Below are 14,452 nucleotides of genomic sequence, written 5' to 3' on the forward strand. Positions count from 1 at the left end.
CTCTGCAGGTAGCCGCGGCACTCAGGCAAAAACGAACGCCACTTAGGCGCAGGACCGGGCAACCGGTCAGCGCCAAAGTGGCGTTCGTTCCTTCCAAAGGCTATTCGCCCCGCCGCGTCATCTGCTGCCAGACCGAGCCGGCCGCCGCGTCGCCGCCTTCGATCCGGGCGAGCGCCAGCTGCGCTTGTAGCCGCACCTCGAACTCCGCATCGTCGACCGCGGCCTTGAGCGCCCGGATCGCGGTGGCGTCGCCGGCCTCGTACAGGAAGCGGGCGGCCCGCCAGCGCACGAGCTTGTTCGGGTCGCCGAGCGCTTCGATCATCGGCGGGATCGCCGCCGGATCGCCTAGATCGGACAGCGTGTCGCCGGCCGTGCGCCGGACCGAGACGGAGCTGTCCTTCAGCGCCTCGAAGAGGTAAGGCAGCGCCTGGGGCTCGCGGATATCGCCGAGATAGACGGTCGCCAGCCGCCGGATCGACGCTTGCGGGTCGCGCAGCGCCTGGACGAGCAGGGGCATCGTCGTAAGCGCCGGCTTGACCCGCTGCAGGGCGGCATAGCGCACCTTCCAGTCGTCGTGCGCCATACGGGCGGCGAGCTCGCTCGCCGACAGCTCCTTCAGCTCCTCCGGCGTCTGCTCGCCGCCCACGCCAGTCTCGAGCGACTTCCGCACGAGCTCCTGCAGCCGGGCGTCGTCATAGGAGGCGTCGAGCTCGGCCGCCACTTGCTCGGCGATCTCCGGCAGTTCGCCGTAGCGGACGCCCGCATCCTTCAGCGTACGCTCCCGGATCAAGTTCGGGGACGCCGTCCCGGCTTGAATCGCGGCGTCCGTGAACCGCGAGGAGAGCGCCGTGCGGAATTCCTCCAGGCCGCTCTTCACGCGTATCTGCATCGGGATGCCGCGGAACATCTGGATATACACTTGCGCTTCACCGAAGGCGGCGTGGGCGTCCGCTTCCCCGGCGCTCCCAACCCCACCGGCTGCGGCAACGTTGCTCGTTGAGCTTGGACCTCCGCCGACGGTCCCCAGAATCTCTTGCGTCTTAGCCAGAATCGCCTGCCAGTCGCCCTTCGGATTCCGGTCGATGGCGAGGAAGTCGGCCGTTCGGAATACCGAAGTAACGCCGGGAATATCGAGCAGCTGCTGAATCGCGGCCGGGGCGGAGCTGCGATTCGATTTATCGTAAGTGCGCTTGTCGCCCTTCGGAAGCGCCTCGTCCACATTGATCTTCATCGAGTTCGGACTCGGCGTCGGCTCGATCGAAACAATTCGCATTCTTCATCATCCTCCTCTTCAATGCCAATCAGACGTTGCTCCAACTACTTCTATTGTGTCACATTCCGCGACAAATGAAAAACCCCGCTCCGGGGGAGCGAGGCTCGCGCTGATCTAGCCCTCAATCCAAGTTCAATAGATGCCGGTCCAGGTACGACTCCAACCGATTCGTAATCTCGAACACCGTATGAGCGAGATCGAGATTCTCGAACACATGCGCACATTCCCCCATGTACGCCATCGCTTCGTCGTAATGGGACATATGCTTCCGGATGACGTCCTCAGCGTCGCCGCGCTCCCGCTGCCGGCTCTCGACGGAGGTCCGGTCCGCATAGAGGAACACCTCGACCACCCGCTCGCCATACACGGCCTTGAGGATGCTCGCTCCCTTCGTATTCAAGATTAAGTAAGCATGCTTGTTCGCGGCACTCAGCCGTTCAATATCGGCATGACGGATTCCGTAATAATGCCCGTCGATGAAGACGCTTTCGATGAACGCTCCTGACTCGTCCGCTTCGCGGAATTGCTCCGCGCTGAGGAACTGATAGTCTTGCCCTTCCTGCTCGCCGGGCCGGCGGGAGCGGGTCGTGCAGGACAATACCTTCTCGAGCTCGAGCGTGGAGCCGACCATATCGGCTACCGTCTTGCGACCGGATCCGTCGGGCCCGGTAAACACAAAGATTCGCGCATTCCCATTGTCCGCTTTCATGACCGCACACCTCCCCTTATTATATGGAAACATTGTATTCAACCAAGCGTCAAAAAAGACGCAGGATCGGTTCACTCGCTGCGTCTTCTGGGTGCGTTGTATACGGCTGTCATTGTGCCGAGATAGAGGTGCCGTTCTTGGCCGTCCGCAGAATGGATACTTCCACGCGCCGGTTCTTGGCCCGGCCTTCCGCCGTATTGTTGTCGTCGATCGGATGGAACTCGCCGTACCCAATGGTGCTGAACCGGGCGGGATTGATCTGCTGGTTCTGGAGCAGGATCTTCATGAAGTTACTCGCGCGCTTCGAGCTCAAGTCCCAGTTCGTCTCGAACTCCCGCGTGTTGATCGGGATATTGTCCGTATGTCCTGCGACTTCAATCTGATAATTCGGGTATTGGGTCAGCATGTTCGAGATCGCCTGGGCCAGCAAGCGGGCGTCCGGCTTCACCTCCGCGCTGCCCGAGGCGAACAGGGCGTTGTCGCGAATCGTGATCATAAGCAGATCGTTCGTCAGGCGGGTCTCGAGTTGGGTGGTGAGCCCGTTATCCTGAATGTATTGGTCGAGCTTCTGCTTCAGCTCCTGCAGGTCGGCCATTTCCTTCTCGAACTGCGCCTGTTGTTCCCGGGTCAGCACTTGATTCTGGTTTTTATAATCCTCAGTTTTCTTGTTGATCTCGTCGGTCGGTTCCTTGGTGATCGGGACGATCGTCGTCTTCTCGAACAGGCTGGTCCCGCCGCTGAATGCGGAATTCAGGCTGCGCATAATCTGGTCGTACTTCTTGGAATCCACCTCGCTCGAGGCGAACAAGATGATGAACAAGGCGAGCAGGAGCGTCAGCAAATCGGCGTAAGGGATGAGCCAGCCTTCATCGATATGTTCCTCATGATGCGGTTTTCGCCTTTTGCTCACGTTCGGAATCCTCCTCTTGGATTTGTGGACCGTAACGTTCCGACGGAGTCAGGAAGACGGACAGCTTTTGCTCGATCGCGATCGCGGAGATCCCGGATTGGATCGAGAGCAGACCTTCCACCATCATCAGCTTGATCTCGACTTCCTTACGGGAAATCTGCTTCAGCTTCGTAGCGATCGGGTGCCAGAGCACATAGCCGGTGAAAATGCCGAGCAGCGTCGCGACGAAGGCGGCGGAGATCAAATGGCCGAGCTGGTCTACCTGGTTCAAGTTGCTGAGCGCCGCGATCAACCCGACCACGGCCCCGAGCACCCCGAGCGTAGGCGCGTATGTACCTGCCTGGGAGAAGATCAACGCTCCCGCGCGGTGACGCTCCTCCATCGCATGGACTTCTTCCATTAATACGTCATGGATGAACTCCTGGTCGTTGCCGTCGATGATCATCCGCATTCCGTTGCGCAAGAACGGGTCGTTGATCTCCTCCACCTTGCTCTCCAGCGCGAGCAGCCCTTCGCGGCGGGTAATCGTCACCCACTCGATGAACAGCTGGATGAGCTCCTTTTTCGGGACGAGCTTTTGTTTCACGAAGATAATCCGGAACAGCTTGGGGATCTTAGCCAATTCCGACATAGGGAACGCGATGAGAACCGAGGCTGCGGTGCCTCCGATAATAATGAGGAACGCGGCGTAATTCAACAGCGAGCTGAGGTGGGCCCCCTTGAGCACCATGCCGACGCCGACGGCGACAAACCCCAGGACGACCCCTATTATTGTAGATTTCTCCATTGTGACACCTCGCGATTTAGTCTATACCCTAAGTATATCGGCATCGACTAAGGATTCGATTAGAGACAATCGATTCCTGCACGCGAGTTCACCCCCAGCGCACAAAAAAACACCGTGAGACTTATTCTCATTCGGTGTTTGGACACTATTAGATGAAGAAACACGTTTATGGCGTCAGCTGGATGATGCCGTGATCCCCGAAGTGATCCTTCACGAGCGCGTTCAGGTCGGACACATAAGGCTGGAGGGAGACGCCGCGCCAAGCTTCGTGGGCGTACTGGCTGAACCGGTTGATGAAATCTTGGTTGGCGGAAATGAACACGTTCGTGATGCCCGGATGCAGCCCCCGGATTTTCTGGGTCAGCTCCGTCTGCAGCTCGCTCGAGATATCCTGCGGATCGGGGATCGTCGGGAACGAGTACTTGTTCATCGCGATATCGCCGGGCTTGAGCGACTCCGTGAAGTCGGAATGGTCGTCCACGCCGGGGGAGGCGATTCTCCGGTCGCTGCCGAGCTTCGTCCCTTTGCCCTTCATGCCGGTAGCGGTACTATCGAGCAGGATCGCTACATAGGCGTTCTTATCGGTCACGATGACAAAGGACGTTCGGATCCCCTTCATGTCGTCGACGGCGTCGGAGGAAGATTGGCTGTAAGCCATCGTATTGTTGTTGTGGTCGGCGGCTCTGCGCTGCGTATTGTAGGTACGGAAGCCTGTCGCTTCGTGCATGCTGGTCCGGCTGCCGTAATCGGAAGGGCTGTTCTCGAAGTGCTGTTTGTAGGACGTGCACCCCGTAAGTCCTGCGGCGAGCGTGAGGCAGGCGATCCATTTGATCAGCTGTGCGTTGGACATAAGAACCTCCTGGCTGTGAGATCGGGTTGTAGGATTGCGCTTATCGTTATCATTCGCTCCGAAGTGGGAAATATGCGCCTCTTCGAACACAGCGAAATCTGTAGGCAATTGCATAAAGTAACCGAAAAAAGGAAATACCCTTTATGAGTCGCCATGAGGGCAAAACTGCCATTTTAAGGTAGTGGAAAAAGGCCCGAAAACGCTTGGAACCCTTGATATTAGAACATTTTGTGAACTTTGCCAGGAAGATTGACAAACAATCGGTACGAACTTATAGTTAATAAAGTGATTAAGGTTCGCCCGCAAGATATGGCCATCCATGATCGAAATTCCTCGGTTTTTGACGGCGGAATTTGGATTGTAATACTTGAATAGATTGGTCGTCTTTCATCGATTGATCTATTGATAACAGAGAATTGGGGTTGATGAGTGAATGAAACGGTGGCAATTTGTATGGCGTTTAGTCCCTTTGCTGGCGATGATGACGTTCATACTATCCGGCTGCGGGATTGACGAATTGACTACGTTGAATCCGAAAGGACCTGTAGCGGAGAAGCAATTATGGCTGATCCTTATCTCGCTCGCCGTCATGATCGGCGTTTTCATTGTCGTGGCCGTGATTTACGTCTATGTTCTCGTACGTTTCCGCAAACGGCCTGGACAGACGGGGATCCCGAAGCAAGTAGAGGGCAATCACAAGCTGGAGATCATCTGGACCGTGATTCCGTTCCTTCTGCTCTTCATCATTGCAATCCCGACGGTGAAGTACACGTTCGAACTGGACAAAGACTACTCGAAGGATCCGAACGCGCTTCAGGTGAAGGTGACGGGCCATCAGTTTTGGTGGGAATTCGAGTACATGAACGAGAAGGTTAACACCGCTCAAGATCTTGTCATTCCGACCGGCCGCACGATTGCCTTCCATCTGGAATCGGCTGACGTCAACCACTCGTTCTGGGTGCCGACACTCGGCGGCAAGAAGGATAACAACCCTGGTATGACCAATATGCACTACCTCGTCGCGGATAAGCCGGGCGTATACTATGGGAAGTGCGCCGAGCTGTGCGGTACGTCCCACGCTCTGATGGACTTCAAGGTGAAGGCCGTTACGCCGGATGAGTTCGATCGCTGGATCGCCAGCATGAAGGCTCCGGTGGCCGTGAATTCCGCGCTTGCGTCCGAAGGCGAGCAAATTTTCAAGAAGAGCTGCATCGGCTGTCACGCCGTATTCGATCCGCAGCAGAAGCAAGTAGTAGGCGGTAAAGTGGCCCCTAACCTGGTCAACTACGGAGATCGCATGACGGTAGCCGGTATCTTGATCAACAAGAACCCGGAGGACGTGAAGAACAACCTACATACGTGGTTGAAGGATCCTCAGGAAGTGAAACCGGGCAATCTGATGCCGAATCCGCAGGACGTTCCAGGCAGCAAGATGGAAACAAGCCTCGGGCTGACCGATAAGCAGATCGATGCGCTTGTAGAATACTTGGCTGGACAAAAGTCGACGAAGTAACGACTATTGAAGAAGGGGGTTTAGAACGTTGGCACACGCACATGCACATGCTCACCACAAGGTCAAGAAGTACAGCGGTCTGATGGATTGGCTGACGACCGTTGACCATAAAAAGATCGGCATCCTGTACTTGCTGGCCGGAGGATTGTTCTTCCTGCTCGGCGGTCTGGAAGCGATTCTGATCCGCGTGCAATTGATGAAGCCGATGAACGATGCGGTCGATGCATCCATGTTCAATCAGCTGCTCACGATGCACGGGACGACGATGATCTTCTTCGCGGCGATGCCGCTGATCTTCGCCTTCATGAATGCGGTTGTACCGCTTCAGATCGGCGCGCGCGACGTAGCGTTTCCGTTCGTGAACTCGCTCGGCTTCTGGCTGTTCTTCGCCGGCGGCTTGCTCATGAACACGAGCTGGCTGCTCGGTGGCGCTCCGGATGCGGGCTGGACCGGATACGTACCATTGTCCTCGCCTGAGTACTCGGGCCGAGGGACCGACTTCTATGTACTCGGCCTTCAGATTGCGGGGATCGGGACCCTGATCGGGGGGATTAACTTCCTCGTCACGATTATCAACATGCGGGCGCCCGGCATGTCCTTCATGAGAATGCCGCTCTTCACATGGACGTCGTTCATCACGTCTGCACTTATTCTCTTCGCCTTCCCGGCGATTACGGTAGGCCTCGTACTCCTGATGTTCGAACGACTGTTCCACGCGAACTTCTTCGATGTGGCGGCCGGCGGGAACGTCGTCTTGTGGCAGCACATCTTCTGGATCTTCGGTCACCCCGAGGTGTACATCCTGATTTTGCCGGCGTTCGGCATTATCTCGGAAGTCGTAAGTACATTCTCGCACAAGCGGTTGTTCGGTTACAGCGCGATGGTATTCGCGACCGTAATCATCGGGTTCTTGGGCTTCATGGTTTGGGTCCACCACATGTTCACAACCGGCCTCGGTCCGGTGGGGAACGCCTTGTTCTCGATCGCGACGATGCTCATCGCGGTTCCGACGGGGATCAAGATCTTCAACTGGCTCTTCACGCTGTGGGGCGGTCAGATTCGGTTCACGACCGCGAACTTGTTCGCCGTAGGTTTCATCCCAACGTTCGTTATGGGCGGGATGACCGGGGTTATGCTGGCGGCGCCGGCCGCGGACTTCCAGTTCCACGACAGCTATTTCGTTGTAGCGCATTTCCATTACGTAATCGTAGGCGGTCTCGTGTTCGGATTGTTCTCGGGCCTCTACTACTGGTGGCCTAAGATGTTCGGACGCATGTTGAACGAAACATTAGGCAAGTGGATGTTCTGGTTCTTCTTCATCGGCTTCCACCTGACGTTCTTCGTGCAGCACTTCCTCGGTTTGATGGGGATGCCGCGCCGCGTATTCACTTACTTGCCGAATCAAGGCTTCGATACATTGAACCTCGTCAGCAGTATCGGCGCATTCAGCATGGGGGTAGGGACGATTCTTCTGCTCGTGAACATCGTCATTACCGCTATGAAACCGAAGAACGCGCCAGCCGATCCATGGGACGGCCGTACACTGGAATGGGCGATTCCTTCGCCGCCGCCGGAGTACAACTTCAAGCAGCTTCCTCTCGTACGCGGGCTGGATCCGCTGTTCAAGGAGAAGATGGAGGGCAAGAAGGAAATGACGCCGGCCGAGCCGCTCGGTCCGATCCATATGCCATCGCCGTCGATCTTGCCGCTCGTGATGTCGATCGGGTTGTTCATCGCAGGTTACGGCTTCATGTATCACTACTACTGGGTATCCGGCATCGGCGTTGCAATCACATTGATCTGCATGCTGCTGCGCTCGCTGTATGACGATCACGGGTACCACATAGAAGTGGAAGAACTGCAGGATAAGGAGGTAAGAGCATGAACCACGATTTGACGGGTCATAACCTTCCTGCAGAGCCGGAGAAAGCTACACTGGAAGGACGCAATAAAGTACTCGGCTTCTGGTTGTTCCTAGGCGCAGAGACCGTGTTGTTCGGCTGCTTGTTCGCCACCTTCATCGGGTTGCGCAACGAGATCGCTGACGGTCCTCCGGCACACGAGATTTTCAAGCTCGCTACAGTGGCTCTCGCCACGTTCATCTTGTTGACCTCCAGTATGACTAGCGTGCTCGCGGTTCAAGCGATGCACCGCAAGGCGACTGGCGCCATGCAGCTCTGGTTCGGGATCACGGTCGTTCTCGGCCTCGCCTTCTTGGGTCTCGAAATTTACGAATTCGTCGAATATGTCCATGAAGGTCATAAGTTCTCGACTAGTGCCTTCAGTTCCGCCTTTTATACGTTAGTCGGGTTCCACGGAGCCCACGTCTTGTTCGGGGTCATCTGGATCTCGCTCTTGATGGGGCAGCTGGCCCGCAAAGGCCTTACCGTCGTCACGGCGCCCAAGCTCTACAATGCAAGCTTGTACTGGCACTTCGTCGACCTTGTGTGGGTCTTCATCTTCACGATCGTTTATTTGATGGGAAAGGTGGCGTAATCGATGGCAAATCATTCTCCATCGGGGAGCGAGAACCGTCGCCATGTGCATGAAGGACCCAAGAATCACTTCTTGGCCTTCGCCCTGTCGATCGTCCTGACCATTCTGGCGTTCGTTGTAGTCAATGCCCAGATGGGACGTACGTTCACCCTGCTGTTCATCGTCCTGCTGGCGCTCATCCAGGCCGCCTTCCAGTTCTTGTTCTGGATGCATGCGAAGGACCGCGGCCACGTTTACGCTATCGTAGGCATCACCTTCGGCTTTACAATCGCGCTAACAGGCGTAGCGGCAGTCGTATATTGGATTTGGTGGTAACATGTCGGGGAGGCTTGCAAGATAGCCTCCCCTTTTTTACAATGTGGTCTTAGTTTGGGTCCCCGCAAAGGTATGAGTGGGGTTGCTTACAGTAAGGCTTGAAGGAGGTTGCGCTAATGCTGGGCTTGCAATATTTCTCATTCAGCGACCTGTGGAGTCCGTTTAGCTTGATCCTTACGATCATCATCGCCGTCGTGTACTTAGGTCTCGTAGGCCCGTACCGGACGAAGCTGTTCGCGGAATCGACGCCGCTGTCGATTGGACGCATCATCTCGTTCCTGATCGGTCTGTTCGTCTACTACATGGCGCAAGGGGGACCGGTCAGTCTGCTCGGCCACCTCATGTTCAGCGCGCATATGACGGCCATGACGCTGGCTTATTTGATCGCGCCGCCGCTTATGCTCATCGGGATTCCGGGCTGGATGATCCAGCCGCTGTTCCGGTTCCGCGGGGTCAAGCGGGTGCTCACGGCGATCACGCATCCGATGATCACGGTGTTCATGTTCAACATTCTTTTCTCGTTCTATCACATGCCGATGGTGCATGATTATGTCATGACCCATTTTACGGTTCATAATGTGTACTTCTTCGCGATGTTATTCGCGGCATTCATGATGTGGTGGCCGATCGTGTCCCCGTTGCCGGAGCTTCATTCCATGTCCGAGTTGAAAAAGATGGCGTATATTTTCGCCAATGGCGTGCTGATCACGCCGGCGTGCGCCTTGATCATATTCGCCGATACAACGGTGTACGCCACCTATAGTGATCCCGAAGCTTGGGCCAAAGCAATGGGCTACTGCGTGTCGGGCAATGCGGAGGCGCTGCTGCAGCAGTTCGCGGGCGGCCCGCAGTATTTCTTGCTGCTCGGGGGGCAGGAAGATCAGCAGCTAGGCGGCGTCATCATGAAGGTCATGCAGGAAATTACGTACGGCGCCGCGTTGGCTTATGTGTTCTTCACCTGGTATGGCCGCGAGCGAGGGGACGACAACGAAATCGAACCGACGACCGCGTAACGATGGGGTTCGCCGTTTTGTGGGACTATAGGGGAGGTCTGTAGCGGATGTACAATGTAATGCCTACCATTAGCACTTCGTTCATCGTAATCAGCGCCATCTTCGTGGCGATCGGTTGGGTGCTGATCGCGCAGCGCAAGATCGAAGCGCATAAGAAAGTGATGACGACGGCAGGCGTATTTGCTTCCTTGTTTTTCATCTTTTACTTGTCCCGCACGGTGTTCGTGGGGAACACGCTGTTCGACGGGCCGGAGCATACGAAGGTATTTTATCTCATCTTCTTGCTGTTCCATATCGTGCTCGCCACCGTCGGCGGCATTATGGGGATCATCACCTTGCGCTGGGGCTACAAGAACCAGTTGGACAAGCATCGCCGCATCGGGCCGTGGACTTCGATCATATGGTTCCTAACGGCGATTACCGGCGTGACCGTGTACTACTTGCTCTACATCAAGTACCCGGGCGGCCATACGGCGCCGGTGTGGAGAGCGATTTTTGGTTATTAATGGGGTTTATATTCAGGCAGCCTAACCGGGCTGTCTTTTTTCTTTCGTTGGCATACCGCGCTTCATTTGATACCATAAGAATGAGCGGTAATACATGAATCGAGCTGCAGGAGGCGTCGACCATGAGCGAGCGTGACGATACATCCAAACAAAAACCGGATAAAGTCAAAGAAACTCCCGAGTCCTACGAGTATAGTGCAGACGTCCATGCGGTTCCTTACATCGAAGAACGCTATGAGATCATTGAGGGAGTACGCTATGATCTCTCGCCGGCGCCTACAGTGGCTCATCAGAAAGTTTCGGCAGCCCTTTATTTGGCCATCCACGCCACGTGCCACTCGAACGGGACGATCCTCTATGCACCGATTGACGTCTATCTGGATGAGGAGAACCAGTTTCAACCGGACCTTGTCATGGTGCTGCACGAGCGGGAGCCTATCATCAAATCTGCTCGTATCGAAGGGGCGCCGAATCTGGTCGTGGAGATCCTGTCTCCAAGTACGAGTACCAACGATAAAATTAGAAAAAAACGCCAATATGAGAAGCACGGGGTAGAAGAATATTGGATCGTGGACCCGCTGCATTTTACGCTCGACCAATTCGTTCTTGAGCAAGGGAAGTTCACGCTCGTACAGAGCTATGGCATAGCATTTGCCATGGTGCTTACGTCTAATCGATTCCCCTGCCTGCATATCGAGGTGGACAAGCTGTTCCAATCGATCCGGAATTAAGCTGGAATTGAACAACCACGTATAAATGAGCGCAGAAAGTTACCAAATACGGTGCAATTCCAAATAAACGGTCTGGTGTACGCTAGTACATAGAAGATATTGACTTGCGACTACAAGTGGGAGGGAAAGATAGAGATGCAAAAAGCAGACGGAATGAACTATGCGCCGGAGGGCAAGCCAAGTCCGGTTGTGAAGCCGGGTGAATTCGTATTCGCGGCGGCGGCCTTGGAGCATGGCCACATTAACGGGATGTGCAACGGGCTAGTGGAAGCAGGTGCGACGCTCAAGTGGGTGTACGACCCCGATCCGGACAAGGTAGCCGGGCTGCTGAAGCGGTATCCGGGTGCCCAAGCCGCTTCCGAAATGCAGCAAATTTTGCAAGACCCGGAAGTGCGACTTGTCGCAGGAGCGGGGATCCCGAACGAGCGCTGCGGGCTGGGCTTGCAGGTGATGGAGCACGGCAAAGACTATTTCGTCGACAAAGCTCCATTCACGACGTTGGAGCAGCTGGAGTCGGCCAGGGCCATGACGGCGAAGACCGGTAAAAAATATGCCGTGTACTACAGCGAGCGCCTTCACGTGGAGAGTGCGGTTCACGCCGGCGCCTTGATCAAGGACGGCGCGATCGGCCGGGTGCTGCAAGTGATCGGCCTAGGCCCGCACCGGCTGAGAGCGGCCTCGCGTCCGGATTGGTTTTTCAAGCTCGAGCAATACGGCGGCATTCTGTGCGACATCGGCAGCCACCAGATCGAACAATACCTGCACTTCGCCGGCTGCAAGGACGCCAAGGTCGTCTCGAGCAAGGTGGCGAACTACAACAACAAGAACTATCCCGAGCTGCAAGACTTCGGGGATGCGACGCTGATCGGCGATAACGGGGCGACGAACTATTTCCGCGTGGACTGGTTTACGCCGGAAGGGCTGGGCACATGGGGGGACGGCCGAACGGTCATTCTCGGGACGGACGGCTATATCGAGCTTCGCAAGTATATAGACGTCGCCCGCAGCGGGACGTCCGATCACTTGTACCTGGTGAACAATGAAGGAGAGCAGCATCTCGAGTTGTCCGGCAAGGTCGGCTTCCCGTACTTCGGACAGCTCGTGCTCGATTGCCTTAAACGGACCGAGAACGCGATGACCCAGGCCCACGCGTTCAAGGCGGCCGAGCTATGCCTGATCGCACAAAAGCAAGCGGTGCAAGTGGAATAGGCCTCCGCTCCATCGAACAAAAGTGACCGTACGGACAGCTGGCAGCTGCTCGGAACGGTCATTTTTCTTTCGTCCAAGCCCTCTCCAAGAATTAGAAATGTGCTAAAATATGAGGTGAATCAGGTTGCACGGCCAGAAATAACCGGGGACCGACAAAGGAGATAACGGACAGATGCGGACCGCCCTACTCGTAGACGATGAGAGCCCGGCGCTTCACTTGCTCGCCCAAATGATCCAGGACCATACCGAGCTGCAGGTGGTCGGAGCGTTCACGAAGCCTTCGGAAGCGCTTCAGGAGGCGAAGCGGCTCCGGCCCGACGTCGTGTTCCTGGATATCGAGATGCCGCAGATGAGCGGAATCGAGCTCGCGGGGGAGCTGCAGGCGGCACTCCCGCAGGCCGAGTTCGTCTTCGTCACCGCGTACAAGGAATATGCGCTCGAAGCGTTCGGCGTCAGCGCGCTCGATTACTTGCTGAAGCCGGTCAGCGCGGCGCAGATGGGGCGCTGCTGGGAGCGGCTCCAGCGTCGGCTGAAGGCGGAGGCCGAGGAGCCGGCCGAAGAGCCGCTTCCCGCTTCAGCCCGCTTGGTCGTCTTCGGCGGCTTCGAGCTGTACGGGCCGAAGCGATCGACGCCCGTGCGGTTCTCCACCGCGAAGGTGGAGGAGCTGCTCGCCTTCCTGGTCACGAGCGGAGGCCACAGCATCTCCAAGTGGGACATCTGCGAGAAGCTGTGGCCGGAATCCGGACCGGACCGGGCCGAGCAGAACTTGTACACCGCCGTCTACCGGCTGAAGAAGTCCCTACAGGAATACAATGTGGAATATCGGCTGGAGTCGCAGCGAGGCACGTATCGATTGATCGGCATCAAAGACTGCGAGCTAGATGAATTCGAGCGAACGGTGGAGGAGATCGACTCCGGCAAGATGAGCCTGGAAGACGCCGAGCGCAGCTTCGCCCTGTACCGCGGCCCGCTGCTTCATGGCAAGGACTACAGCTGGAGCCAGGCGCAGCAGGAGCGGCTGCAGCGCAAATTCAGCCGGCTCGCCCAGCAGCTCGCCTGCGCCTACCTGGAGAAGGGTGCGCTCAGCCGGGCGGTGGACACGCTGCTCAAGGCGGTGGAGCAAGACCCGCTCGACGAAGACGCGTATGTGCTGCTGCTGGAGACGTATGCGGCCCTGCACGACCGAAGCTCCTTCCTGTTCTGGTACGAGAAATACCGCACGATGCTGGAGGAAGAGCTGGGGCTGAAGGTGAAGCCGCGTATACGCGAGCTGCGCGATGCCATGGTGTCAGCCCACAACTAGCCGCTCCATCGCTTCCGCGATCCGTTCATGGATGGCGCGGTCGGGATGATTGATGCCGTTCGCCAGCCGGGCATGAATATCGATACCGGAGTCGTGCATCTTCTGCCACATGGCATAAATGTCCAAGCACGACGTATGGGTCAGACTGGCGGCTTCCAGCATGGCCTCTCGATAGTCAGACAATGTGCGGCGCTCGGCCAGCTGGACGAACGTATCTACATATTTGCGCTCCAGCACATGGATGAACGGGTTGTCGCTCAACATCATCCAGCTGGGTGTGATCAGCAGAAGATCGGCATCGCTGTTCTCGCGGACGAGCCGTATGATCTCGGTGAGCGAGCGGCGATAGGCATCGAGGCCTGCCGACCCGCCGTGCGCATCGTTCGCCCCGAAAGCGATCGTAACCAGATCGGACGGATACCGCAGCAGATCGCGCTCGATGCGATTCAGCGAACGGGCAGCCGTATCGCCGGCCACGCCGGCATTGATCAGATTGACGGCCGCAGCCGGATAGCGACGCTCGACCCGAAGCTTGAATTGGGTGGGGAACGAGCAGGGATGATCGCATGTCGCATGTTCGAACCAGCCCTGCGTGACACTGTCGCCGAAGGCGGTGTAGAGGACGGGCGGTTCGGCTACGTCGGCGTTTTTACGCGCCAGCCGCTCCCGGAATCTGGCGAATGCGGCGGAATCGGGGAGGGAATCTGGATCGTTCATGGAGATTCTCCTTCGTCTCAAGGTTCTGCTCCCCATTGTATTACACTCAGGCGAGGTAGACCAGACAATAGACACAAGAAGTCAATAATGTGCAAGAGGTAGAAAATGGGCAAATAAAAT

15 protein-coding genes are annotated in these 14,452 nt (G+C 56.7%); 9 read left to right on the plus strand and 6 right to left on the minus strand.

Annotated features, from left to right (window positions below):
* Positions 1 to 100: 100 nt before the first annotated feature.
* The 5 genes from ACI5FR_RS05260 to ACI5FR_RS05280 all read right to left on the minus strand — a co-directional run bounded on the left by ACI5FR_RS05260 (position 101) and on the right by ACI5FR_RS05280 (position 4,529).
* Positions 101 to 1,273, minus strand: a complete 1,173-nt coding sequence (locus tag ACI5FR_RS05260; RefSeq protein WP_405451272.1) for a conserved virulence factor C family protein — start codon at positions 1,271 to 1,273, stop codon at positions 101 to 103.
* 121 nt (positions 1,274 to 1,394) lie between these two features.
* On the minus strand, positions 1,395 to 1,982 hold the full coding sequence (locus tag ACI5FR_RS05265) for a guanylate kinase (RefSeq protein ID WP_405451275.1): 588 nt from the start codon (positions 1,980 to 1,982) through the stop codon (positions 1,395 to 1,397).
* 109 nt (positions 1,983 to 2,091) lie between these two features.
* The gene (gene motB, locus ACI5FR_RS05270; protein ID WP_405451278.1) at positions 2,092 to 2,892 is read right to left on the minus strand and encodes a flagellar motor protein MotB; all 801 of its coding nucleotides are present in this window, start codon (positions 2,890 to 2,892) and stop codon (positions 2,092 to 2,094) included.
* Positions 2,864 to 3,679, minus strand: a complete 816-nt coding sequence (gene motA, locus ACI5FR_RS05275) for a flagellar motor stator protein MotA (protein WP_405451281.1) — start codon at positions 3,677 to 3,679, stop codon at positions 2,864 to 2,866. Before motA ends, motB begins: the two co-directional genes overlap by 29 nt.
* 166 nt (positions 3,680 to 3,845) lie before the next feature.
* Positions 3,846 to 4,529: a hypothetical protein gene (locus ACI5FR_RS05280; protein ID WP_405451284.1), complete on the minus strand. Its 684-nt coding sequence runs from the start codon at positions 4,527 to 4,529 to the stop codon at positions 3,846 to 3,848.
* 433 nt (positions 4,530 to 4,962) lie between these two features.
* Between ACI5FR_RS05280 and coxB the strand changes: the two genes are divergently transcribed.
* The 9 genes from coxB (at position 4,963) to ACI5FR_RS05325 (ending at position 13,615) form a co-directional block, all read left to right on the plus strand.
* Positions 4,963 to 6,042, plus strand: coding sequence for a cytochrome c oxidase subunit II (coxB, locus tag ACI5FR_RS05285; protein ID WP_405451286.1), 1,080 nt, complete (start codon positions 4,963 to 4,965; stop codon positions 6,040 to 6,042).
* Between the two features lie 82 nt (positions 6,043 to 6,124).
* A complete protein-coding gene (ctaD, locus tag ACI5FR_RS05290) occupies positions 6,125 to 7,927 on the plus strand; it encodes a cytochrome c oxidase subunit I (protein ID WP_405451498.1) in 1,803 nt (600 codons plus the stop codon).
* The gene (locus tag ACI5FR_RS05295) at positions 7,924 to 8,538 is read left to right on the plus strand and encodes a cytochrome (ubi)quinol oxidase subunit III (RefSeq protein WP_405451289.1); all 615 of its coding nucleotides are present in this window, start codon (positions 7,924 to 7,926) and stop codon (positions 8,536 to 8,538) included. The genes ctaD and ACI5FR_RS05295 overlap by 4 nt, the downstream gene beginning before the upstream one ends.
* Positions 8,539 to 8,541: 3 nt before the next feature.
* Entirely contained in the window at positions 8,542 to 8,853 is a 312-nt protein-coding gene (locus ACI5FR_RS05300) for a cytochrome C oxidase subunit IV family protein (RefSeq protein WP_405451292.1), read from the plus strand.
* A gap of 116 nt (positions 8,854 to 8,969) precedes the next feature.
* Positions 8,970 to 9,866: a cytochrome c oxidase assembly factor CtaG gene (gene ctaG / locus ACI5FR_RS05305; RefSeq protein WP_405451295.1), complete on the plus strand. Its 897-nt coding sequence runs from the start codon at positions 8,970 to 8,972 to the stop codon at positions 9,864 to 9,866.
* Between the two features lie 47 nt (positions 9,867 to 9,913).
* Positions 9,914 to 10,372 carry a DUF420 domain-containing protein gene (locus tag ACI5FR_RS05310; RefSeq protein WP_405451297.1) on the plus strand — a complete coding sequence of 153 codons (459 nt, stop codon included), beginning with the start codon at positions 9,914 to 9,916 and terminating at the stop codon, positions 10,370 to 10,372.
* 122 nt (positions 10,373 to 10,494) lie between these two features.
* Complete coding sequence (locus tag ACI5FR_RS05315) at positions 10,495 to 11,103, plus strand: Uma2 family endonuclease (protein ID WP_405451299.1); 609 nt, start codon at positions 10,495 to 10,497, stop codon at positions 11,101 to 11,103.
* Between the two features lie 135 nt (positions 11,104 to 11,238).
* Positions 11,239 to 12,312: a Gfo/Idh/MocA family protein gene (locus ACI5FR_RS05320; RefSeq protein WP_405451302.1), complete on the plus strand. Its 1,074-nt coding sequence runs from the start codon at positions 11,239 to 11,241 to the stop codon at positions 12,310 to 12,312.
* A 172-nt stretch (positions 12,313 to 12,484) separates the two neighbouring features.
* Positions 12,485 to 13,615, plus strand: coding sequence for a response regulator (locus ACI5FR_RS05325; RefSeq protein WP_405451304.1), 1,131 nt, complete (start codon positions 12,485 to 12,487; stop codon positions 13,613 to 13,615).
* Here ACI5FR_RS05325 and ACI5FR_RS05330 read toward each other — a convergent pair.
* The gene (locus ACI5FR_RS05330) at positions 13,601 to 14,332 is read right to left on the minus strand and encodes an SGNH/GDSL hydrolase family protein (protein ID WP_405451307.1); all 732 of its coding nucleotides are present in this window, start codon (positions 14,330 to 14,332) and stop codon (positions 13,601 to 13,603) included. The genes ACI5FR_RS05325 and ACI5FR_RS05330 overlap by 15 nt on opposite strands.
* Between the last annotated feature and the right edge of the window lie 120 nt (positions 14,333 to 14,452).

The organism is Paenibacillus sp. HJGM_3 (genome assembly GCF_045062745.1).
In the GTDB taxonomy this organism is placed as follows: Bacteria; Bacillota; Bacilli; order Paenibacillales; family NBRC-103111; genus Paenibacillus_AA.